The following is a 21609-nucleotide window of genomic DNA, read 5'->3' on the forward strand; positions in this document are numbered from 1 at the left end:
GCCACCCGGCTCTCCGGCACCCGATCCGCTGTCGGTCATGCCCCTGTCACTCATGGGTCCGTCGCTCATGGCCGGGGGCCCCGCACCGCCTCCGCCGCCACCGCGCGGAACTGCCGCACGGTACGGTCCCAGCGGTAGCGGGCCGCGCGCTCCCTGGCCGCCTCGCCCATCAGCTCCCGCCGGTCCCCGGACAGCGCGAGGGCGCACCAGGCCGCCGCGAACGAGGACTCGCCGCGCGCCAGCACACCGGTCTCGCCGTCCACCACGGAGTCCCTGAGGCCGGGCACGTCGAAGGCGACGGCCGGGGTCCGGCGCGTGGCCGCCTCGGTGACGACCAGACCCCATCCCTCCACCGCGGAGGGATGCAGCAGCAGCCAGGCCGCACACAGCAGACGGTGCTTCTCCGCCTCGGACACATGGCCGGTGAACTCGACACCGGGACCGGCGAGACGCTCGAGGCGCTCCCGTTCGGGGCCGTCGCCGACGATCACCAGCCGGCCGCCGGTGACCGGCCGCACCCGTTCCCACAGCCTGAGCAGCAGATCGATCCGCTTGTACTCGACGAGCCGGCCCACCGCCACGAACAGCGGCTGAGGGGAACGCCCGGTGCCCGGACCGGGCTCCTCCACACCGTTGTGCACGACCCTGATCCGCTCGCGCGGCACACCGATGCCGTGCAGCGCGTTCGCGGTCGACGGCGAGACGGCGACCAGCAGCCCGTGCTGCCGGGCGCCGGTCAGCGCCCAGTGCTCGAGCCTGCGCCCGATCCACGCGGCCGGAGCCAGCGGACCGCCGAAGCGCATCCCCCACAGGTCGGTGTGCACATGGTTGACCAGGCGCAGCGTCGGCCCGCGATGCCACAGCGGTGCCAGGTACGGCATGCCGTTGCACACCTCGACCAGCAGATCGCAGTCGCCCACCTGACGGGTGAAGGCGGAACGGGCGCGCAGGTAGTGGCCGTAGGTGCCGCCCGCCGACACCACGCGGTAGTCGCGGAACGCCGCGGGACCCCCGCACAACAGGGTGACCTGGTGGCCCGTGCGGGTCAGGCCGTCGGCCAGCCGGTCGACCAGCAGCTCGGAGCCGCCGGCGGAGGGGTTGTCCAGATCGCGGTGGGCGAGGAAGACGATCCGGCGGGGATGCGCGGGGAGTGCCGGAAGGCGCTGCGGCACGCCGGGGAGCGGCGCGCGCAGCTGCGAGGGCACGTGCTGGGGCATCGGTGCTCCAACTCGTCTCGGGGTGCGGAACCATGCGTGGGGTACGCGGGGCATGTGCGGGGTGGGGCCGGGGCGTTCGAAGGCGGTGCGGGGTGGTGCAGGGGGTGTTCGAGGGCGTGCAGGGGGTGCGGAACAGGTGGGCGGGTGGGCACGACGGACTTCGCACGGGCGGGGTGACGTCGATCGGAACTCGTGTGCCAGTGAGAGCGTTCGGGCCCTTCCTGGGCATGAGCTGTGTACGGCTTGTGCTGGGGTGGGGTGGGACAGTTTTCGCCCAGACGTTCCCCAGTGCTACTCACCGGGATGACAATTTCGGACCTTGTCGGACCCGAAGTCACGTAGTTCCGTGAGCGTCTACTGAGCAGTACGGGGCGAACCGGTACGTTCTTCCTCCTTCCGGCCACGTGCCACCAGAACCCCACCGGCCACCGCGAGCACGGACCCCGCCACGGCCGCGCCGACCGGAACGGTCTCGCCCACCAGACGCAGCTGCCCGCTGTCGCGCCTGGCCTGCCGTACGGCCTCCTTCTGCGTGCCGGTCGTGAAGGAGAGCTTCTCCGCGTCCAGCAGCACCGCCGCGTCCTCGTCCCCGCCCGGTGCCCGCAGCGTGCGCCGCGGGCCGGTCTGCGCGTAGATCACCCGGCCGGTGGCCTGGTCCACGACCAGCTCGAGGCCGTGGTTGGAGTACCACTCCTCGGCCAGCACCTGCGGCCGGTCCGGCTCGTCCACGAGGGCGCCCGGCACCAGCCGGGTGCCGGTCCTCGTCGCCGGCACCGAAGCGGTGAACCGGTAGCCCGTGTGTCCCTGCACCTCCTCGGTGCCCCGGTAGCGCATCACGACCGTGTCGCCGAGGGTGTTGTCCCACCATTGGTAGGAGCGTTTCTGCACGTCGAAGGGGAACTTGAGGTACGCCTCGCCCTCGATGCGCGGCTTCTCCTCGCAGCAGTGCACCGGCTTCGTGGTCCTGCGGTCCAGCACCCAGCGGTGCGGGGTGAAGTCCAGCGCGTCGTGCGGATCGGCGGCCGGCAGCGACGTGTCGGTGTCGACCGTGGTCGTCACGTCCCACACGGCGTTCCCGCTGCGTTCGCTGTCCTCGACGTTCCCGCGCACCTTCTGGGTGACGGTGATCGTCCGACCCGGCACGGTCTCGACCTTCTCGAGGTCGATCACGCTGCCCCGGCCCTTGTAGACGGCGGTGGTGTCGATGTCGATCGGGTTCACCGCGGCACGTGGCTGCACGTACCAGGCCAGCAGGGGGGCCAGCACCAGCAGAAACGTGCCGAGGCCCAGCAGGACCAGGGAAAAAGGGGAGGCTGTACGGCGCATCCGGGCACTCCAGGGGCTCGGGACGGATCGGCGCGGACGGGCCGACTCCGTGGAGGAAAACGCGCGTGCGGGAGGGGCGGAGCCATCCGGCACCCCCTGCGGGCCGGGACCGTACTCCCTCTGGGCCGGGAACCGTAGGCGCCCCTTGACTCGGTGTCAATGCGCACTCGACACTGGGGAGCCACGGGCAGGGGTGGCCGGACGAGCGTGCGGGGGTGGGGAAACCTCCGACAGAGAGGCTGTCCCTGAGATGTCCAGACTGCTTGCCGCCGCACTGACGGTCGCGCTCGCCGCGGCCCTCGCCGTGGGCGCCGCGCTCGGCGTGGTCGCGCTGCTCGATGCCCGGCCCGACCAGCCGAACACACCGTTGATCACCTACGAACAAGCGGGCCAGGGGAGCTGACCGGTGACGGCGTCCAGAACCGTCACGGCCCGCTCCGCCTGGCACGACGTACCGCGCACCCAGGTGCACCGGTTCGCCGAGACCGCCATGGCCGAGATCCCCGGACTCGCCGAAGAGATCATGAGTGAGATCCAGCGCGAGTACCCGGAGCTCCCCGTCGTCCTCGACGACTCGGGCGAACCGATGGCACTCGTCGGCATCCGCCGCGCCATCGAGGTGTTCGTGCAGCACCTCGAGCATGCCGACTACTCGGCCGGCCGTCCCACCGTTCCGCCCGGCATGTTCCACGACTTCGGGCGCGGCGAGGGACTGCACGGGCGGTCGCTCGACTCGCTCCAGGCGATCTACCGGCTCGGTGTCCGGCTGGCCTGGCGCCGGCTCGCCGAGATCGGCCAGCGCATCGACATCCCGCCGCCCGCGATGTACGAACTCGTCGACGCGGGCTACGAGTACCTGGACGGACTGGTCGACCAGTCCGTACGCGGCTACGCCGAGGCGGCCGCCCGCCAGGCCGGGGAGTGGCTGCGGCTGCAGCGCCGGCTGGTGGAACTCCTGCTCACCGAACACCACCGGGGCGATCCCACCGACGCGCTCGCCGAGCGGGCCGCCCGGATCGGCTGGCCGCTGCCCGGGAAGGTCGCGGTGGGCGTGCTGCGGCGCCCCGCGCGCGAGGCGGTCGCGCCCGCCGTGGGCCAGGAGGTGCTGCTCGACATGGAGTACGAGCAGCCCCGCATGATCGTCCCCGAGCCGGACGCCGCCGGCCGCCCCGAACTGCTGCACCGCGCGCTCGCCGGCTGGTCCGGCGCGATCGGCCCGCCGGTGCCGCCGGCCGACGCGGCGAAGTCGCTGCGCTGGGCCGAGGCCGCCCTGCGCCTGATGGAACGCGGACTGCTGCCCGACGGCGAGATGCTGCGCTGCACCCAGCACACCGAGGCGCTGGTGCTGCTCCAGCCCGAGGAACTCATCGACGACCTCGCGCTCAAGTGCCTCGCCCCGCTGGCCCACTGCGCCCCCACGAACGCGCGGCGGCTCGCGGAGACGCTGCTGGCGTGGCTGGAGACCCGGGGCGGCGCGCCCGAGGTGGCGGCCCGGCTCGGCGTGCACCCGCAGACCGTCCGCTACCGGCTGCGGCAGATCCGCGAACTGTGGGGTGACGAGATCGACGACCCGGACCGCCGCTTCGAACTCGAACTGGTCCTCCGCGCCCAACGCCTCCGCGGCGAACTGGGGGCCCCCGGCCGCCACCGCTGAACGGGGCACCTGCCCCGGCGGGACCGGCGCCGAGCGGCGTGGGGAGACGGCCCGGCGGGACCGGCGGGGTCCGGCAGGCCTGCGGGACCGGCAGCCCCCGATGCCCGGCGGTGGGGCGGCCGGGCCGGCCGGACCGGACCGGGGCGGGGCGGCACGGAGGCCGGGACGGCGGGTCCGGCGGCGGGTCCGGCGGTGGGTGGAGGGGCGGGTCGGCCTGGCGGGGTCGGCCCCGTCGGTGGGAGGGGCGGGTTCCGTGGGAGCGGCAGTGGCCCGCAGGGTCCGTGTGGTGAGGGGGCGGCGGTGGGTGGAGGGGCGGCCGGTCCGGCGGGGGTGGCAGGAGCCGCGGGACCCGCGGGCCCGGCGGGAAACGCAGCGGCTCTCCGGCAGGCCATTGCCCGGGTGGAGCCGGATGGTTAGCCTGTGTGTTCGTCATTCCGATCGCCTGTTGGTATCTCGAACGGGCTGAGACACACAGGGAGGGGGCCGGTCGTGGGGCGCCTCGTACCAGCCGTGACCCGGGCTCTCGACATTCTCGAGCTCTTCCTCGAAGGGGACGGGACTCTTTCCGCCCCCGACATCGTGCGCAGGCTCCAGCTGCCGCGCACCACCGTGCACGAGCTGGTGACCACGCTCGCCGCCCGGAAGTACATCGTCCCGGTGACCGGCCAGCCCGGCCGCTACCGGCTCGGTGTCCGCCCGTACCAGCTCGGTGCCCGCTACGCCGAACACCTCGACCTCGCCGCCGAGGGCCAGCAGGTGGCCCGGTCCGTCGCCGAGACCTGCGACGAGACGGTGCACGTGGCGATCCTGGAGGACACCGACGTCATCTACATCGCCAAGGTGGACTCCACCCACGCGGTACGGATGGTGTCCGCGGCCGGCCGCAGGCTGCCCGCGCACTGCACCTCCGTGGGCAAGATGCTGCTGGCCTCCCTCCCCGAGAGGGAACTCGCCGCGCGCCTGCCCGACGACGCCGGGCTGGCCGCGATGACCTCCAACAGCATCACCGACCCGGCCGCCCTGCGCGAGGCCCTCGTGCAGATCCGCGCCCGGGGCGTCGCCGTGGAGAGCCGCGAGTCCAACCCGGACGTCAGCTGCGTGGCCGCCCCGGTCCGCGACCGCACCGGACAGGTGGTCGCCGCGCTGTCCATCTCCGTACCGATGATCCGCTGGAGCGACGGCCGTCTCGCCGAGCTGGAACAGCTCGCCGTCAAGGGCGCCGACGACCTGTCCGAGCGACTCGGCCACCGGAGGGTGTCATGACGACGAAGAGCGACGCCGCCTCCTACGAGGTCGCGGTCCGGGCGCGGTCCGCCCTGGGCGAGGGCCCCACCTGGGACGCGGCGGCCGGCCGCCTCCTGTGGATCGACATCCTGGGCTCCCGGATCCACACCTACGATCCGGCCACCGGCCGGCGCACCCTGCGCCGCAGCGAACAGCACGTGGGCGCGGTCAAGCCGCGCGCGGGCGGCGGCCTGGTCCTCAACCTGCGGGACGGCGTCGGCCTGCTCGACCCCGACGACACCTTCCGCTGGCTGCGCCACGAGCCCGTGCCCGGCCGCCGCGGCAACGACGCCGCCGTCGCCCCCGACGGCGCCCTGTGGACCGGCACCATGCGCTACGACGAGGCCACCGGCGGCGGCACGCTCGCGCGCGTCACCGGTGACGGCACCGCCGAAACCGTCCTCGACGACGTGACGGTGAGCAACGGCACCGGCTGGAGCCCCGACGGGCGCCTGATGTACTACATCGACACCCCCACCCGCCGTATCGACGTGTTCGACCACGACCCGGACACCGGCAGGGTCACCGGCCGGCGCCCGCTGGCCGAGGTCGAGGACGGCGCGGGCTTCCCCGACGGCCTCACCGTCGACGCCGGGGGATGCGTGTGGGTGGCGCTGTGGGACGGCGCGGCGGTACGCCGCTACACCCCGGCCGGCGCCCTGGACCGGGTGATCGAGCTCCCGGTCCCGCGGGTCACGGCCTGCGCCTTCGGCGGCCGGGGCCTGACCGACCTGTACATCACCACGGCCCGGGTGGGCCTGGACCCGGCGCCCCCGCTGGCCGGCTCGCTCCTGGTCGTGCCGGGCGCGGGCGAGGGCGTGGCCCAGCCCGCCTTCGCGGGCTGACGCGGGGCCGGCCCCTGCCCGGCCGGCCCGCTGCTCAGACCTCCGTACGATCCAGCCGTTCGAGGACCTTCCGCTCGCCCGGAGTCATCGGCGGCAGGGTCGACGGGGGCAGCGGGGAGCCCGCGAGGGCGGCGAGCACCGTGGCCGGACGGAGCATCCGGGCCGGGGGCGTCCGCAGACCGGTGACGCCCCACAGCGCGGAGGCAGCCGGGTAGGAACCGGTGGCCGCCCGCGTGACGCGCCGGGTGTACGCGGAGACGACGCGGTCGGCGGCGGTCGGCGTACCGCCGCGCACCCCCGGGTACAGCACGTCCTGACTGACCGCCATGGACCAGGCCCCCTCCGCCACCCGTGCCGCACCCCGCTGCACCCGCCGGGCGAGACCGGGCGCGCCGAGGTCGCCCGCCACCCCCCTCAGTTCCCGGCCGAGGACCTGCGCGCCGAACGCGGCCACCGACATGCCGTGCCCGTACGCCGGGTTGAAGGTGGCCACCGCGTCCCCGAGCGCCACGAAGCCGTCCGGCCACCGGGGCGCCTTCTCCAGGTACCGCCGCACGTTGCTCGTCGACCGGCTCAGGTGGACGTCGGTGAGCGGCTGCGCGCCGGAGACCAGCCGGCCCACGATCGGGTCCGGCAGGTCGAGCATGTACCGCAGGAAGCCCTCCGGGTCCGCGGGCGGCTCACCGCCGCGCGAGCCGCCGCAGCTCACCAGCCACCGGCCGCCCTCGACGGGCATGACCATCGCGCTGCGCGCCGGCCGGGAGACGAACGGGTTCGCCTGCACGATCGTCAGCGGGAACCTTTCCGCACCCTCCGGAACCCGGTACAGGCGCGACGCGTTGACCAGCCCGGAGTCCACGGTCCGCTCCCGGATGCCGGACAGGCCGAGCCCGTCCAGCCAGCTCACGACCCGCGTACCGCGCCCGCTCGCGTCGACGACGAGGTCCGTGTCGAGTTCCTCGTCACGGACCTCGTCACCGTCGGCCACCGCCACCCGTACCCCGTGCACCCGCCCGGCGGAGCCGGTCAGCCCGGTCACCGCCGCCTTGCGGATCTCCACCGGCGCGTGCTCCAGCACCGCGGTCCGTATCACCCAGTCCAGCAGCGGCCGGGTGCAGGTCAGCATCACCGGTCCCGTGCGCCGCCACCGCCGCAGCCAGCCCTCGGAGGTGAGGGCCAGCACGCCCGAACTGAGGGAGACCTCGTGCGCGCCCGCGGCGAGCAGCCGCCCCCGCGGATCCACGCCCGGCAGCAGTTCCTCCACCGCGTCCAGCCCGCCCGGCATCAGCAGGTGCGCGTGGTGACCCTGCGGCAGGCCCCGGCGGTGCCCGGGCCCCTCGGGCAGGTCGTCGCGGTCCAGCACGACCACCTCGTCCGCTCCGGCGTCGGACAGGGCGGCCGCGGCCAGCATGCCGGCCAGCCCGGCACCGATGACGACAGCTCTACGCGACATGGGGCTCCTCGGGTTCTGCCATGGGTCCGGCCATGGAGTTCGGCCCCGCGCCGTCGGGTGCGGGGGGCGCGGGGGGCGCGGGGGGTGAGGTGGCGGTGCCGTTGGGAGGACGGTCCCGCACGCGTTCCAGCGCCTGGGCGAGTTCCACCAGACCGCTCGTGCCGGAGACCTCGGTGGCGTGCAGCCGGTAGCCGGCGCAGGCCTCGGGCGGTTCCTCGCGGGCGGCGGCCCGGCGCGCGGCGTCGGCGAGCATGGCGGCTTCCGCCGCCAGCCGGGCCTCGTGGGGGGAGCGCCCGGCGGCCAGGGCGTCGTCCCGCGCCCGCTCGCGGACGCGGTGGTCGAAGTACGGCGCCAGGGCGAGCAGGGCGTCGTGGATGGACACCTCGCGCCACTGCAACCGGACCTGGGGGAGCTGCCACCAGGCGGTGGGCGGCCTCGGAGCGGTGGACGCCGACCGCACGAGGCACCACAGGGATGCCAGCCGCCGGTGGTCGAGCAGTCCCCGCCACTGGGCGAGCGCCGACGGCAGCAGCCTCGGCAGCACGAACCCCGCCGAGCACAGCACCGCGCCCAGCGAGGCCATCGGCGGGGCGACGCCGGTGGACAGGAAGTCGAGGTCGTGTCCGTTCCAACGGGCCACGACCGCCGTGTACTTGGTCAGCTGGAAGCCCACCACGTCCAGCAGCGTGCCCAGCAGGATCAGCCGCAGCCCGGTGCGCAGCAGCCCGGTGACCTCACGGGCCCACTTCAGGCACATGGCGCACATGACCAGCATGGCCGCGCTGTGCCCGAGCAGGTACAGCAGGATCATCTCCCGCATGAACGGGGTGTTGGCGTAGTACGTGTCGAGGTCGGTCAGCCGCTCGGTGTCCGCGTCGGCGAGCGCGAACAGGACGACGATGGCGAGTACCAGCAGCCCGTACGCGGCGACGCTGCGCAGCACCAGGCGCCGCACCAGCTCACGGGGCCCGCCCCGCCAGTTGACCAGCAGGACGAGCGCGGCGCAGCTGTACGCGGAGAGCATCCCGTAGGTCAGCGGCGCACCGAAGTTGGGGATGCCGGTGAGCTCGTTGACGGCGGCCAGGGTCGCCGGGGCGGCGCAGACGAAGACCAGGGCGGCGAGCGCGATCGCCACGCAGGTGGACAGCGTCAGCGGGTCGCGCAGGGCGGTGCGCGGGCGGCGCCGCACCAGGACGGAGGAGATCCCCAGCATGACGGCCGCCACGTACACGACGAGACTCATCCCGTACACCCCCCTCGTGACGCGGCGCGCCCGTCCCGGCCGGTGCGCCCGTCGCGGTTCACGCCGCTCCCGCCGGTGCGGAGGGCGCCGGTGCCGCCGTCGCGGGCGTGGCCCGCGCCGTCGGTGCGGGTGGTGTTGTGTCCGGCGGGGGGCCGGTGATGGGGTCCGGTGCGGCGGGTCTGCCGGGCGTGGGCGGCGCCGTCGCGGTTCATGCGGCTCCCGTCGGTGAGGTGGGTGCCGGTGCGGAGGCTGCTGGTGCCGTCGGCGTCACGGGCGCGGCCCGCGCAGCCGTCGCGGCCTGTGCCCCCGGGACCGCCCGCGGCACCGTCCCGGCCCGCGTCGCCGGGGCTGCCGGTGCCGTGCCGGCCAGGGCGTCGGCGACCCGGGCCAGTGCGGCCGGGCCCGGGATCCGGTCGAGGAGCCGCCCGGCGCCGCGGGCCGGCGGCAGGCGGTGCCCGGGGGCGGCCTCGTCCCGTACCGCGGTGACGATCACGGCGGCCCAGGCGGCGGCCTCGGCCCGCCCGGGGTCGGCCGTCGTCCCGAGCGCGGACGCGCGGGTCCGGTCGAACAGGTCCCGGTCGAAGTAGGCGTCCAGGTGGCTCAGCGCGTTGTGGATGCTGGTCTGGCGCCACACGAGGAGGGCGGCGGGGGAGGCGAACCGGGGCCGGGGCAGCCGCAGCGCGCGGCGCACGAGCAGGCCGTCGAGCGCCCGCTCCAGCGGCTCGAGCCGGGCGTAGGTCCGCCGGGCCCGCCTCCACCGGGCCACCCGGGGCGTCACCAGCGGCACCAGCACCCCGACGACCGTCAGCAGCGCGCCCAGCCCCGCGGCGACCGGCGAGACGGCGGTGCCCAGCGCCGACCAGTCGCGGCCGGACCAGCGGGCGGCCACCGCGACGAGCTTGGCCACGCTGTAGCCGGCACCGCACAGCGCGCCCGCCCCCATCAGCGTCAGGCCCGCCCGCAGCCCGCCCCGCACCCGGCGCGCCCAGCGCAGCGACGTCACCGCGGTCACGGTCACCGCGGTGAGGTGCATGACCAGGTACAGCACGATCATCTGGGCGAGGAACGGGGTCGTCGCGTAGTAGGTGTCCAGGTCGGTGCGGCGCTCCACCGGGGCGTCCCCGAGGGCGAAGGCCACCGCGACGACGGCGATGACACCGGTGCAGCCGAGGATCCAGCCGCGGACGGTACGGCGCACCCCGGGCCCGCCGCGCCAGTGGACGACGAGGACCTGGGAGGCGGCGCAGTAGGCGATGATCGCCGCGTACGTCAGCGGCGCCGCCAGGTTCGGCACCCCGCCGAGCCGGTTGACCGCGCCGACCGTCGGCGGCGCCCCGAGGAAGAAACAGAGCCCGGCCAGTCCCAGCACGGCGCAGATGGCCCGCAGGTACGGATCGTGCCGGTGCCGCAGCAGATCCGGGGCCCGCACCAGCAGACCGAGCCACAGCGCCCCGCAGCTCACGTAGTTGATCAGGCCGTTCATCGTCTCGTCCCGCGGTGGTTGAGCGCGGCCCCGATGCGTCCGGCGAGGTCCTGCGGTTCGCCGGAGCCGCCGCCCTCGGCGGCGAACACGGAGTCGGTGGAGGCGTCCAGCCAGATCCTCAGCCGGCGGCCCATCAGCATCCCGAAGAGGTCGGCCTCCTGCTCCTCGGCGAGGCTGAAGTCGGTGCGCGCGGCGACGGGCCGGCGTCCCGCGGTATCGACCGGGCGCCCGCCGGATTCCGCTCCCGCCCTCGTTCCGGCCTCCGCTTCCAGCCGCCGCCGGTTCATGTGCCACACCTCGTGGCAGAAGATCACGATCTGGTGCCACACGGCGGCCCGTTCGTCCACCACCACGTCGTCGTGGCTCTCCCGCTCCAGCCACAGTCCGCTCGCGGTGTGCGGCGGGAACGCCGCCCGGTGGACCAGGACCTCACGTCCCCGCCAGGCACCGACGGAGTCGACGAGCGCGTTGAACAGGACCTCGGGCTCGGCGGGCACCGGCACCCGGATGGGCTCGATGAGCGCGTCGGCGAGACGACGCATCTCCTTCCTGGTGCGCACCGCTTACTCCCTTGTTCCCTGTTCCCCCGGGTGATCTCAAGGCCGTTCGAGACTACGCGCCGTGAGGGTCCACGTCATGCGAACAGGTGTCCCTTCGGACGGGCCCCCCGGATCTTGTCCTAGGCATTGACGTGCCCCCGCCCGCCCCTTACGGTCCGTTCGAAGTTACGGGCGCCATTCGACATTTCGAACGAGCGCATCCCTTCGGCATGACACTCGACAGATGGGGCAGGGAATGGGACGACCTGGCCTGAATCGCAGGCACTTCCTGGCCGCGGCGGGCGGCCTGACGGTCGCGGGCAGCTTCGGCTTCGCCGCCCTCGGCACCGGCGCGGACGCCCTGGCCTCCGACGCCGCTACCCGGGTGCGGTACTGGAACCTCTTCAGCGGCGGCGACGGCTACAACATGATCGCGATGCTGGACTCCTTCCGTAAGGACCACCCAGGCATCGACGTGAAGGACTCCACCCTCCAGTGGGGCAGCCCGTTCTACACCAAGCTCGCCATGGCCGCGGCGGGCAACAGGGCGCCGGACCTCGGCGTCATGCACCTGGGCCGCGTCACCGGCTTCTCGCCGGGCCGTCTCCTGGACCCCTGGGACACCGGTCTGCTCGCCGAGTACGGCGTGAGGGAAGCGGACTTCAACCCCGAGCTGTGGAAGCGCGCCGTCATCGACGGCAGGCTCTACGCCCTTCCTCTCGACATCCACGTCCAGCTCTGCTTCTACCGCAGGGACGTGCTGAAGAAGGCGGGCCTGCTCGACGCCGACGGGCGGATGGTGTCGCCGACCTCGGCCGACGAGTGGTTCGCCATGCTGAAGGAGGCGAAGCAGGCCACCGGGAAGGGGCTGCAGACCATCGGCCTGTGGCACAACGACCAGAACTTCCAGTGGTGGTTCTTCGTCGCCTTCTACACCCAGCTCGGCGGCACCTGGTTCGACGACGCCCGTACCGAGGTCACCTTCGACACCGACAAGGCCACCCGGGTCCTGGAGTTCCTGCGCCGGCACATCACCGACGGGTACGCCGACCCGGGCTTCGGGGGCGGCGCGGGCGCCGAACAGTTCGTCAACGGCTCCCCGTTCGTCTGGGAGGGCAACTGGTCGGTGCCGGTCTTCGACACCGCGGAAGTCGACTACGGCGCGACCCCGCTGCCGCCCGTCTTCGGCAGGCAGGCCACCCACGCCGAGTCGCACGCCTTCGTCCTGCCGCACCAGTCCGGCCGCGGCGGAGCCGCCAACGAGGGCGCACACCGGCTCGCCGCCTACATCGTCCAGCACGCCCGGCAGTGGGCCGGCGGCGGACACATCCCCGCCCACACGCCGACCCTGTCCTCGGCCGCGTACCGGAAGCTGGAGCCGCAGAGCGAGTACGTCTCGGCCATGGACCACCAGGCCACCGAGCCGAAGGTGTGGTTCGCCGGCTCCACCGGCATCCTCGCCCAGCGCGTCGGCCCGATCGTCGTCTCCTCGACGACGGGCTCCGCGAAGCCCGACGTGGCCGCCCGCCGGATGAAGAGCATGCTCACCGAACTGCTCGCCGCGAAGAACCCGATGGACGGCAGGACCGCCGCCGAGGGAGGTGGGGCCGCATGACGGCGACCGGCGCGGAGACCGTCGTCACCCCGGCGCGCGCGAGGACCGCCGCGGAGGGCGCCGCCGTCCGCCGCAAACAGGGCTTCCAGCACGGTGCCTGGTTCATCGCCCCGTTCCTCGTCCTGTTCGCACTGTTCGTGATCTGGCCGCTGCTGCGCGGCCTCTGGCTCAGCCTCACGGACGCCAACATCTCCGGCGACGGCGCGAACTTCGTCGGGCTCGACAACTACCGCGAGGCCCTGGAGGACCCGCTGGTGTGGGAATCGCTCGGCCACAGCGCGTACTTCACGCTGCTGGTCGTGCCGTGCATCACGGTCCTCGCCTTCCTCCTCGCGATGCTCGCCCACCACATAGAGCGCGGCACCTGGCTGTGGCGGCTGTGCTTCTTCGCCCCCTTCCTGCTGCCGTCCACCGTCGCCGCCAACCTGTGGCAGTGGCTGTTCAACCCCGGCACCGGGATGATCAACCACGTCTTCGGCATCGAGGTGGCGTGGCTGACCGACAAGTCCTACGCCATGCTCGCCGTGGTCATCTGCACGCTGTGGTGGACGGTCGGCTTCAGCTTCCTGCTCTACCTCGCAGCCCTCCAGGGCGTCCCCGCGCACCTCTACGAGGCCGCCAGGCTGGACGGCGCGAACGCGTGGCACCGCACGGTCCACATCACCCTGCCGATGATGCGGCACATCACCGGCCTCGTCGTCGCCCTCCAGATCCTCGCCTCGCTCCAGGTCTTCGACCAGGCCGTGGTGATGATGGACTTCCTGCCCGGCCCCGAGGGCTCCACCAGGACGTTCGTGCAGTACACCCTGGAAGAGGGCTTCACCGGCTACCGAGTCGGCTACGCCTCCGCCATCTCCATCATCTTCTTCGTGATCATCGCGGCCGTCGCCCTCGCGCGGATGTGGCTGCTGCGCACCCGTGAGGAGGGCGGCCGATGAGCACCGCCGCACAGGCACGCGTCAGGACCCGCAAGCCCTGGACACCCAGCCAGATCGTGCTCACCCTCCTCGGCGCGGCCGTCTCTGCGGTGTTCCTCGCGCCGCTGGCCTGGGCGCTGTTCACCTCGCTCAAGCCGGAGACCGAGGCCGTCGAGGTGCCGCCGCACTGGCTGCCCGAGGAATGGACCGGGCAGGCCTGGTCGGCCGTCCTCGAGTCCGGCGACATCATCAACTGGCTGGTGAACTCGCTGGTGGTCTCGGTGTGCGTGACGACCGTGGTGCTGAGCGTGAGCACACTCGCCGGATACGGCTTCGCCCGCACGGAGTTCCGCGGCAAGAACGCCCTGCTGGGCCTGGTCATGGCCGGCCTGATGGTCTCGCCCGCCGTCCTCGGCGTACCGCTGTTCACCACCGTTCAGCAGATGGGCATGGTCGACACGTACTGGGGCATGATCCTGCCGCAGTGCGCGCCCGCCGCGATGGTCTACATCCTCTACACGTTCTTCCAGGGCGTCCCGCGCGAACTGGAGGAGGCCGCCTTCCTCGACGGCGCGGGCCGCTGGCGCGTCTTCTTCACGATCATCCTGCCGCTGTCGCGCCCCTCGCTCGCGGCGGTCGGCATCTTCACCTTCATCAGCTCGTGGAACAACTTCCTGTGGCCGTACATGGTCACCAACAACCCCGACCTGATGACCATGCCGAACGGCATCGCGACCGTCATGAACTCCTACGGCATCCAGTGGGCCCAGCTCATGGCCGGCGGCCTCCTGGCGGGCCTGCCGCTGATCGTCGTCTTCGTCTTCTTCCAGCGCCAGATCGTGGCGGGTGTCGCCCACACGGGCCTGGCCGGCCAGTGACGCCCACCGCCGCACCGGATGCGCGGACACCAGCGAACCCCCGAAAGGAAAAGATGCGTACCGCCCGCTTCACCCTCGACCCCGCCTTCACCGTCGGCCCGGTCGACCCCCGCCTCTTCGGCTCCTTCGTCGAACACCTCGGCCGCTGCGTCTACACCGGCATCCACGAACCCGGCCACCCCGCCGCCGACGCCGACGGCCTGCGCACCGACGTCCTGGACCTGGTCCGGGAACTCGGCGTCACCGCGATCCGCTACCCCGGCGGCAACTTCGTCTCCGGCTACAGGTGGGAGGACTCCGTCGGACCCGTCGAGGACCGCCCGCGCCGCCTCGACCTGGCCTGGCACTCCACCGAGACCAACCGCTTCGGCCTGTCCGAGTACATCTCCTTCCTGCGGAAGGTCGGCCCGCAGGCCGAGCCCATGATGGCCGTCAACCTCGGCACCCGCGGCGTCACCGAGGCGCTCGAGCTCCAGGAGTACGCCAACCACCCCGCCGGCACCGCCCTGTCCGACCTGCGCGTCGCACACGGCGACAAGGACCCCTTCGGCATCCGCCTGTGGTGCCTCGGCAACGAGATGGACGGCCCCTGGCAGACCGGCCACAAGACCGCCGAGGAGTACGGCCGCCTCGCCGCCGAGACCGCCCGCGCGATGCGCCAGCAGGACCCCGGCGTCGAACTGGTCGCCTGCGGCTCCTCGGGCCAGTCCATGCCCACCTTCGCCGCCTGGGAGGCGACGGTCCTCACCGAGACCTACGACCTGGTCGACCACATCTCCCTGCACGCCTACTACGAGCCGCACGACGGCGACCTCGACTCCTTCCTCGCCTCCGCCGTCGACATGGAGTCCTTCATCGAGAACGTCGTCGCCACCTGTGACCACGTCGGCGCGAAGCTCAAGTCCACGAAGAAGATCAACCTCTCCTTCGACGAGTGGAACGTCTGGTACCTGTCCCGCTGGCAGGAGCAGGCGACGACCTTCGCGCAGGACGACTGGCCCGAGGCACCGCGCCTCCTCGAGGACAACTACAGCGTCACCGACGCCGTCGTCTTCGGCTCGCTCCTCATCGCGCTGCTCCGGCACGCCGACCGGGTCAAGGTCGCCTGCCTCGCGCAGCTCGTCAACGTCATCGCCCCGATCATGACCGAGCCGGGCGGCCCCGCCTGGCGGCAGACGACCTTCTTCCCGTTCGCGCAGGCCTCCCGGTACGGGCGCGGCGAGGTCCTCGACGTCCGCGTGGACTCACCGACGTACGAGACCGCCAAGTACGGCACGGCCGACCTGCTGCACGCCACCGCCGTACGGGCCGACGACGGCACGGTCACCGTCTTCGCCGTCAACCGGAGCCGCACCGGGGCGCTGCCGCTGGAGATCGCCCTCGGCGGCCTCGGCCTCACCTCGGTCGTCGAGCACACCGCCCTCGCGGACGCCGACCCCGACGCCCGCAACACCCTCGCCGAACCGGAGCGGGTCGCCCCGCACCCGGTCGACGGCACGACCCTGACCGACGGCGGGCTCCAAGCCGTGCTGGAACCGCTGTCCTGGAACGTGATCCGGCTGGCGTGAGCCCGGCGAGGAGCAGGGGCCGGCGGAGGCGCGAGGGTCACCGTCCCGGTGACTCCACCGCCTCCACCGGCACCCCGCCGCGCGCCGCGCCCACCAGGGTCAGCCGCGTCCGGTCCGGTCCCGAGGGCGTGGTCCCGTCGGACAGCACGGCCAGGGCCAGCGTGTTGGCCCCACGGGTGCGGAGGATCCCGTTCGGCAGCATGAAGGTGTGCTGCGGGCCCACGTCGTTGACGTACTGGCCTATGTTCCAGCCGTTGAGGAAGATCTGGACGCGGTAGGCACGCTCCGGATCGTCCTCGAGGACGAGTCCGACCGAGGCGTCCACGTCCGGGTCGACGTCCAGCCGGAACTCCGTCCGGTACCAGGTGACCCCCTGCCGCCGCCGGTCCTCGCGCGGCCGCTCCACGGCCTCCCAGGCGCTCTGGTCCCGGCCGTCGGCGTACCCCGGCAGGTGCCAGCCCTCGCGCTCCCCGTACAGCCCGCCGTTGTTCAGCGCCCCGCGCACCCGGTCCGGCGCCCCGGCCCCCTGGATCCGCCAGCTCACCTCGGGGGAAGCCCCCTCGAAGCCGACGCCGGTCAGCCCGCGGGCCGGCCTGCGTGTGCCGCGCGAGGCGGTCCCCGGCGCGCCCGGCTCTCCCGTGCCCGCCGTGCCGTCCCCCTCCTGCTGCATCCGCCGTACGAGCACGGACAGGACGTGCTCCCCGCGCCCGCGCAGTCTCCCGGGCACGGGGAAGGCCGCGGTCGCGGTCCAGGTGCCCCGGCCCGCCCTGTCCTCGTCCGGCACCGGCATCCGGTGCGTACCCAGCGGCCGTCCGTCCAGCCAGGCCATCAACAGCCCCTGCGTACCGGTGCTGTAGGACAGGGACACCGACTCGGCGCCGCGCGCGTCCTCGAAGCGCCCCCGGTACCAGACGTCGCCGTAGTGGAAGCCGTAGTCGTCCGCGAACAGCACGGGCTGCCCCTCGGGCACGGGCGTGGTGCCGACGGAGGCGGTGCGGTCGGCGGCCGTCCACCCCGCGTCGTCGAAGTCCGGCTCGGACTCCGGGTTCTCCGCCCGCCGCCGCCAGCCGGTCAGGGCGGGCAGGGACGGCGCGGGCGTGGCCGGCATCAGCCCGTCCATCATCAGGGACCCGGACCGGCTGACGCCGGTGCGCACCGGTCGCCCGTTCCAGGTCACGGCGGTGATCCCGCGCGGCGCCCACACCTCCAGGCCGGTCTCGCCCGTGACGTCGCCGGTGAGATGGACGGTGGAGCCGCGCAGCGTGGCCGACCGCAGCAGCGGCGGACCGTAGACCAGCAGCGAACCGGACGGGGTCTCGCAGGGCCACAGCCGCTGGGCGGTCGCGTCGTCGGCGAACAGCAGCAGCATCGGCGTGTCGGAGTCGCCGCCCTCGAGCAGGACCCGGCTCAGTCCGCCCACGCCGAGCGGCGTGACCACGTGCAGCCTGCCCCGGTCGTAGGACCAGGCGGGCTCGACGTCCAGCCGGTTGGTGAGCGGCTGGACGTCGCAGTCGAGGGCGACGTGCGCCGTCTCACCGGCCCGGCCCACGAACGCGGCGATGTCGTGTCGCCCGGCGGTCACACTGAACAGGGGCTGCGCGGTGGAGAACGCCAGCTTCCGCCGCCCCAGTCCGAGACCGGTGGCGAGCAGCCTGGCGTCCCGCGCGCCGACCGTGACCGGCACGTCGACGCCGGTGCCCGGCAGCGCCGACCTGACCTCGTCGTCGGAGTCGTTGCGCAGGACGTACACCTGGGCGTCGGTGTCGGGGTTGGCCAGGTGGTAGACCTTCAGCCGGTCGTCCTGCGGACGCACCGCGGACGCCGGTTCGAGGCGGGCGAGGTCCGGTACGGTCCGCAGCAGGTGCCCGAGCTGCTGGAGCGGGCCCAGCTTGACGGTGGGCCGGCGGGCCTGGTCGATCGGGGCGCCGTAGTCGTACGAGGTGTAGACGTCCGGCGAGGCCAGCCACCCCCACGAGGTCCCGCCGGCCACCACGCGCGCGTTGTGCACGGTGATCCCGTTGGCGAGGCTGGTGAGGAGGCCGCTCCGCTCGTGCGCCGGGTTCCACGCCTCGCGCACCTGCACGTACCCCCTGCCCGCGGAGGCGGCCCCGCCCCAGGCGTCGGACGCGCCGACTGCGGCCCCGGCGACGAACCCGGGTGTGCGCGCGCTCGCCCCGGCCCCCGCCCCGCGCCTGCCGAAGTACCCGAGGTCGGCCGGCACCTCACCGGGCACGGGCGAGGACTCGAACCCGTACAGCCAGCCCGCCTCGCCCTCCCCGGTGCCGGCGGGGAAGGACCCGGGCGCCCACAGCCCGTCCGCGCCGCCGTCGTTGTGGAACAGCGGTACGTCGATCCCGTCGGCGCGCACCTTCTTGCAGAGGTGGGACATGTAGGCCCCCGCGCCACCCCCGGGGCGTGCCTCTCCGTGTGTCTCTCCGTACCGGTCCTCGACCTGGTACAGGAGCAGGGTGCCGCCGCCCCCGGTGAACAGGTGCCGGACGGCGATGGCGTTCACGGCCCCCAGCCAGGCGTCCACGTGCCGCAGATAGGCGGGGTCGGCGGTGCCGGCCGCGCCCTTTGCGACCGTCAGCCATCCGGGGAAGCCCCCGGCGTCGAGATCGGCGGTCCCGAGGTACGGCCCCGGGCGCAGGACGACGTACAGCCGTTCCTCGGCGGCCATGGTGAGGAACAGGTCGAGGTCGCGGACACCGGTGAAGTCGTGCGTGCCGGGGGCGGGGGAGTGGACGTTCCAGGGGACGGGGACACCGACCGCGTTGTGGCCGTGCGCGCGCAGCTTCTGCAGCACGTCCCGCCACAGGGACGGGCCCGGCAGCCGGAAGGGGTGGATCTCACCCGACCAGAGCACCAGTCGCCGGCCGTCGACCAGGAGCGAGTACCGGTCGAAGCCGACCTCGTGCCGCTTGCCGTCCGCGCGCGGCGGCGCGGGCGGCGGCCCCGTCGGCACGGCACGCGCCCCGCGCGAGCCGGTTGCCGCCCCGCTGCCGGCCAGCGCGAGGCCGAGCGCCGCCGTGCCGGCCAGCGCGGTGAAGGTACGCCTGCTGAGCTCCAAGGGAGCCGCCTCCTGTTGTGCCGCTGGTGCGGCCGCATGGGGCCGCGGGTGGTGCCGTCGAGTGGTCCTGGTCCCCCGGGGACGGGTGGTCCTGGTGGGCCATTGTCTATGCCGGGGAACCCCGGTGCTCACGCCAGGTTCCCGGTACGCCCGTTTCGCCCGGTACGAGTGACGCGCGTGCGGACTGTTCCCCCCGCCCGTTCCCTGTGCGCGCCCGGTCGGCGCGGCGGCACCGAATGGCCGGAGTTCGTCCTGTCCGTCCTCCGCCGCGACGCCTACGATGCGAGCGCTCACGGTCTGCACGTCATCTCCACGCCTCCTGTGCGAGGGTGGGGAGTCCGCCCGCATCTTGTCAGGTGCATGACCTTCCAACCGTCACGTCCCACTCACCCCCCACTGAACGAAGAGGGAGAACCATGGCTGGTGGCCTGCTTCTGAGCACCGCGGTGGCCGCGCTGCTCACCGCCTCCACACCCGCACACGACCCGTCCACCGGGTTCGTCGACCCGCCCCCGGACAAGATCGTCATCAAGGTCGCCACGGTGAACGGCTCCGGCTGCCCCCAGGGCACCACCGCGGTCGCCGTCTCCGAGGACAACACCGCGTTCACGGTGACGTACAGCGACTACCTCGCCCAGGCGGGCGGTACCTCCGACCCCACGGCATCCCGCAAGAACTGCCAGCTCAGCCTCATCGTCCACGTCCCCCAGGGCTTCACCTACGCCATCGCCGGCGCCGACTACCGCGGCTTCGCCGCCCTCCAGCCCGGCGCGAGCGGCACGCAGCGGGCCTCGTACTACTTCCAGGGCTCCCCGAACACGGAGTACCGCAGCCACCCGTTCACCGGCCCCTACGACGACAACTGGCAGGCCACGGACACCACCGACTGGGCCCAGCTCGTCTACGCCCCCTGCGGCGTCCAGCGCAACTTCAACATCAACACCGAGCTGCGCGTCAGCGCCGGCACCTCGTCCCCCGACAAGGTCAGCTTCATGACCATGGACTCCACCGACGGAGACATCAGCACGACCTACCACATGGCCTGGAAGGAGTGCCCCGGCACCTGACGGCCCGCGCGGCCCGCGCGGCCCGTGCGCCGGTCCCCGGCCGCGCGGGCCGCACACCGGTCTTCGCCGTCGGCGTCCCCGGCCGCGCCCCCGTCGCGCCACCGCACGGTGCGCGGGCGAGCCGGCCCGGGCCGCGGGGGAGAGGGCCGGCCGCGGGGAGTCACTCCCGGCTGTCGCGGCCGCGCAGGTGGAGGGCGCGCAGGGCTGCCTCGAGGGCGAAGCGGTGGTCGGGGTCGCTGAGGCTGTCGCCCAGGTGGCCGTCCAGGCTCCGCAGGCGGTAGCGGACGGTCTGGGCGTGGACGCCCAGTATCTCGCCCACCCGCTCGGCGGGTGCCCGGGTGGAGACGTGGACCCGGAGGGTCTCGACGAGCCGTTCGCGCCGGCCGGGGGACAGCCCGCCGAGGGGGGCCAGTTCGCGGGCCGCGAGGTGGTCGACGAGGGCGGGGTCGGACAACAGCCACAGGGTCGTCAGATGGTCCGCGCAGTGGACCAGCGGAGCGTCGGGCACGACACCGTCGTCGACGAGCTGGAGCACACGGCGGGCCCAGCGGACGGAGTCGGCGGTCTGCGCGAGCGGTACGGTCAGGCCCACCGCGGCGCGGGTGCCGGCCAGCGCCGCGGTGAGCATGGTGAGGCGCCCCGGGGTGAGGCCCCCGGGGACGAGCAGGCACGGCTGCGGGATGTCGAGGCCGGCGAGGACGTCGTCGTCGAGACCGGCCTGGATGTGGTGGGGCACCGGGGGGCGGAGGGCGACGAGGGTGCACTCCCGGGGCAGTTCCCAGACGGCGGCCTCGCACAGTTCGGAGACGGTCGTCCGGGGCAGCGGCGGTGCGGCCAGGAGCAGGTGCAGCAGTTGTCTTCGTAACGCGGACACCTCGGACGCGGTCCGTTCCCGCACCTCCACGTACCCCTCGCGGGTGATCGCCTCCAGCTCCTCGACGTACGCGAAGAGGGCGTCCGCGAAGGTGAGGACGAGGGAGGGGGAGAGGTTGTACTGGCGCCCCATCGTCCTGGCCCGGCGCAGCGCGATGCGGGCGCCGAGCCGGTAGGCGCTCTGCAGGGTCTCCAGGTCGCGGCCTTCGTAGGCCTCCACCCGGCCGAACCGGCGCAGCAGCTCGTCCCGCGGCCCCGAGCTCTGACCGGGGTTGGCCACCCGGTCCACGAAGGCGGTCAGCGTGTGCTCCACGCCCTGGCGGATCGCGTCCCCGTCGGGGCCGTTGAACAGCCGGCCGTACACCGGGTAGGCGCGGGCGACCTCCATCCGTATCTCGTTCAGCAGTCCCGGTAGTTCCGGCCGGATGAAGGCCGCGAACTGCCGGGGGAGGGGGCCGAGCGGTTCCCCGGCCTCCGGTGACCGTGTGATCGCGGGCATGAGTCACCCTTTGCTCTCAGATGTGTCCGGCGGCGGGGCGGCCGGCCGGACGCCGCTCCGCCGGAGGGCGGATGACGT

17 protein-coding genes are annotated in these 21609 nt (G+C 73.5%); 9 read left to right on the forward strand and 8 right to left on the reverse strand.

From position 1 onward, the window contains the following. Positions 1-65: 65 nt before the first annotated feature. The gene (locus tag ORI94_RS04440; protein ID WP_266072630.1) at positions 66-1217 is read right to left on the reverse strand and encodes a glycosyltransferase family 4 protein; all 1152 of its coding nucleotides are present in this window, start codon (positions 1215-1217) and stop codon (positions 66-68) included. Positions 1218-1571: 354 nt separating this feature from the next. Further along, complete coding sequence (locus ORI94_RS04445) at positions 1572-2543, reverse strand: DUF3068 domain-containing protein (RefSeq protein ID WP_266072632.1); 972 nt, start codon at positions 2541-2543, stop codon at positions 1572-1574. A gap of 250 nt (positions 2544-2793) precedes the next feature. Here ORI94_RS04445 and ORI94_RS04450 point away from each other — a divergent pair, with 250 nt between their 5' ends. The 4 genes from ORI94_RS04450 to ORI94_RS04465 all read left to right on the forward strand — a co-directional run bounded on the left by ORI94_RS04450 (position 2794) and on the right by ORI94_RS04465 (position 6326). Continuing rightward, complete coding sequence (locus tag ORI94_RS04450; RefSeq protein WP_266072634.1) at positions 2794-2946, forward strand: hypothetical protein; 153 nt, start codon at positions 2794-2796, stop codon at positions 2944-2946. A 3-nt stretch (positions 2947-2949) separates the two neighbouring features. Beyond that, positions 2950-4197, forward strand: a complete 1248-nt coding sequence (locus ORI94_RS04455; protein ID WP_266072636.1) for a PucR family transcriptional regulator — start codon at positions 2950-2952, stop codon at positions 4195-4197. 489 nt (positions 4198-4686) lie between these two features. Then, entirely contained in the window at positions 4687-5460 is a 774-nt protein-coding gene (locus ORI94_RS04460) for an IclR family transcriptional regulator (RefSeq protein ID WP_266072638.1), read from the forward strand. After that, positions 5457-6326 carry an SMP-30/gluconolactonase/LRE family protein gene (locus tag ORI94_RS04465; protein WP_266072640.1) on the forward strand — a complete coding sequence of 290 codons (870 nt, stop codon included), beginning with the start codon at positions 5457-5459 and terminating at the stop codon, positions 6324-6326. The genes ORI94_RS04460 and ORI94_RS04465 overlap by 4 nt, the downstream gene beginning before the upstream one ends. A 34-nt stretch (positions 6327-6360) precedes the next feature. Here ORI94_RS04465 and ORI94_RS04470 read toward each other — a convergent pair whose 3' ends face one another. From ORI94_RS04470 to ORI94_RS04485, 4 genes are all read right to left on the reverse strand, one after another. After that, the gene (locus ORI94_RS04470; RefSeq protein ID WP_266072642.1) at positions 6361-7779 is read right to left on the reverse strand and encodes an FAD-dependent oxidoreductase; all 1419 of its coding nucleotides are present in this window, start codon (positions 7777-7779) and stop codon (positions 6361-6363) included. Next, positions 7769-9022: an MAB_1171c family putative transporter gene (locus tag ORI94_RS04475; RefSeq protein ID WP_266072644.1), complete on the reverse strand. Its 1254-nt coding sequence runs from the start codon at positions 9020-9022 to the stop codon at positions 7769-7771. The genes ORI94_RS04470 and ORI94_RS04475 overlap by 11 nt, the downstream gene beginning before the upstream one ends. A gap of 208 nt (positions 9023-9230) precedes the next feature. Further along, positions 9231-10505, reverse strand: coding sequence for an MAB_1171c family putative transporter (locus ORI94_RS04480; RefSeq protein ID WP_266072645.1), 1275 nt, complete (start codon positions 10503-10505; stop codon positions 9231-9233). Further along, entirely contained in the window at positions 10502-11065 is a 564-nt protein-coding gene (locus tag ORI94_RS04485; RefSeq protein WP_266072646.1) for a toxin, read from the reverse strand. Before ORI94_RS04485 ends, ORI94_RS04480 begins: the two co-directional genes overlap by 4 nt. A gap of 235 nt (positions 11066-11300) precedes the next feature. Here ORI94_RS04485 and ORI94_RS04490 point away from each other — a divergent pair, with 235 nt between their 5' ends. Genes ORI94_RS04490 through ORI94_RS04505 form a run of 4 tightly spaced genes read left to right on the forward strand, consistent with a single transcriptional unit; the run spans position 11301 to position 16022 of the window. After that, a complete protein-coding gene (locus ORI94_RS04490; RefSeq protein WP_266072648.1) occupies positions 11301-12659 on the forward strand; it encodes an extracellular solute-binding protein in 1359 nt (452 codons plus the stop codon). Further along, positions 12656-13597: a carbohydrate ABC transporter permease gene (locus ORI94_RS04495; protein WP_266072650.1), complete on the forward strand. Its 942-nt coding sequence runs from the start codon at positions 12656-12658 to the stop codon at positions 13595-13597. The genes ORI94_RS04490 and ORI94_RS04495 overlap by 4 nt, the downstream gene beginning before the upstream one ends. Further along, complete coding sequence (locus ORI94_RS04500; protein WP_266072652.1) at positions 13594-14454, forward strand: carbohydrate ABC transporter permease; 861 nt, start codon at positions 13594-13596, stop codon at positions 14452-14454. Before ORI94_RS04495 ends, ORI94_RS04500 begins: the two co-directional genes overlap by 4 nt. A gap of 53 nt (positions 14455-14507) precedes the next feature. Further along, complete coding sequence (locus ORI94_RS04505; RefSeq protein ID WP_266072653.1) at positions 14508-16022, forward strand: alpha-N-arabinofuranosidase; 1515 nt, start codon at positions 14508-14510, stop codon at positions 16020-16022. A gap of 37 nt (positions 16023-16059) precedes the next feature. Here the strand turns inward: ORI94_RS04505 and ORI94_RS04510 are convergent, their stop codons facing one another. Beyond that, positions 16060-19092: a glycoside hydrolase family 35 protein gene (locus ORI94_RS04510; RefSeq protein ID WP_266072654.1), complete on the reverse strand. Its 3033-nt coding sequence runs from the start codon at positions 19090-19092 to the stop codon at positions 16060-16062. A 416-nt stretch (positions 19093-19508) separates the two neighbouring features. On the opposite strand from ORI94_RS04510, the gene ORI94_RS04515 reads away from it, so the two are divergent. Further along, positions 19509-20159: a DUF4360 domain-containing protein gene (locus ORI94_RS04515; RefSeq protein ID WP_266072656.1), complete on the forward strand. Its 651-nt coding sequence runs from the start codon at positions 19509-19511 to the stop codon at positions 20157-20159. Between the two features lie 160 nt (positions 20160-20319). Here the strand turns inward: ORI94_RS04515 and ORI94_RS04520 are convergent, their stop codons facing one another. Continuing rightward, the gene (locus ORI94_RS04520) at positions 20320-21531 is read right to left on the reverse strand and encodes a helix-turn-helix domain-containing protein (RefSeq protein ID WP_266072658.1); all 1212 of its coding nucleotides are present in this window, start codon (positions 21529-21531) and stop codon (positions 20320-20322) included. Positions 21532-21609 lie beyond the last annotated feature (78 nt).

The sequence above is a fragment of the Streptomyces sp. NEAU-W12 genome (genome assembly GCF_026242095.1).
Taxonomy (GTDB): Bacteria; Actinomycetota; Actinomycetes; order Streptomycetales; family Streptomycetaceae; genus Streptomyces.

What these genes read in the sequence shown, in the direction of transcription:
- ORI94_RS04440 (WP_266072630.1), bottom strand. Translation starts at nt 1,217, where the DNA reads ATGCCCCAGCACGTGCCCTCGCAGCTGCGCGCGCCGCTCCCCGGCGTG.
- ORI94_RS04445 (WP_266072632.1), bottom strand. Translation starts at nt 2,543, where the DNA reads ATGCGCCGTACAGCCTCCCCTTTTTCCCTGGTCCTGCTGGGCCTCGGC.
- ORI94_RS04450 (WP_266072634.1), top strand. Translation starts at nt 2,794, where the DNA reads ATGTCCAGACTGCTTGCCGCCGCACTGACGGTCGCGCTCGCCGCGGCC.
- ORI94_RS04465 (WP_266072640.1), top strand. Translation starts at nt 5,457, where the DNA reads ATGACGACGAAGAGCGACGCCGCCTCCTACGAGGTCGCGGTCCGGGCG.
- ORI94_RS04470 (WP_266072642.1), bottom strand. Translation starts at nt 7,779, where the DNA reads ATGTCGCGTAGAGCTGTCGTCATCGGTGCCGGGCTGGCCGGCATGCTG.
- ORI94_RS04475 (WP_266072644.1), bottom strand. Translation starts at nt 9,022, where the DNA reads ATGAGTCTCGTCGTGTACGTGGCGGCCGTCATGCTGGGGATCTCCTCC.
- ORI94_RS04480 (WP_266072645.1), bottom strand. Translation starts at nt 10,505, where the DNA reads ATGAACGGCCTGATCAACTACGTGAGCTGCGGGGCGCTGTGGCTCGGT.
- ORI94_RS04490 (WP_266072648.1), top strand. Translation starts at nt 11,301, where the DNA reads ATGGGACGACCTGGCCTGAATCGCAGGCACTTCCTGGCCGCGGCGGGC.
- ORI94_RS04495 (WP_266072650.1), top strand. Translation starts at nt 12,656, where the DNA reads ATGACGGCGACCGGCGCGGAGACCGTCGTCACCCCGGCGCGCGCGAGG.
- ORI94_RS04500 (WP_266072652.1), top strand. Translation starts at nt 13,594, where the DNA reads ATGAGCACCGCCGCACAGGCACGCGTCAGGACCCGCAAGCCCTGGACA.
- ORI94_RS04505 (WP_266072653.1), top strand. Translation starts at nt 14,508, where the DNA reads ATGCGTACCGCCCGCTTCACCCTCGACCCCGCCTTCACCGTCGGCCCG.
- ORI94_RS04515 (WP_266072656.1), top strand. Translation starts at nt 19,509, where the DNA reads ATGGCTGGTGGCCTGCTTCTGAGCACCGCGGTGGCCGCGCTGCTCACC.
- ORI94_RS04520 (WP_266072658.1), bottom strand. Translation starts at nt 21,531, where the DNA reads ATGCCCGCGATCACACGGTCACCGGAGGCCGGGGAACCGCTCGGCCCC.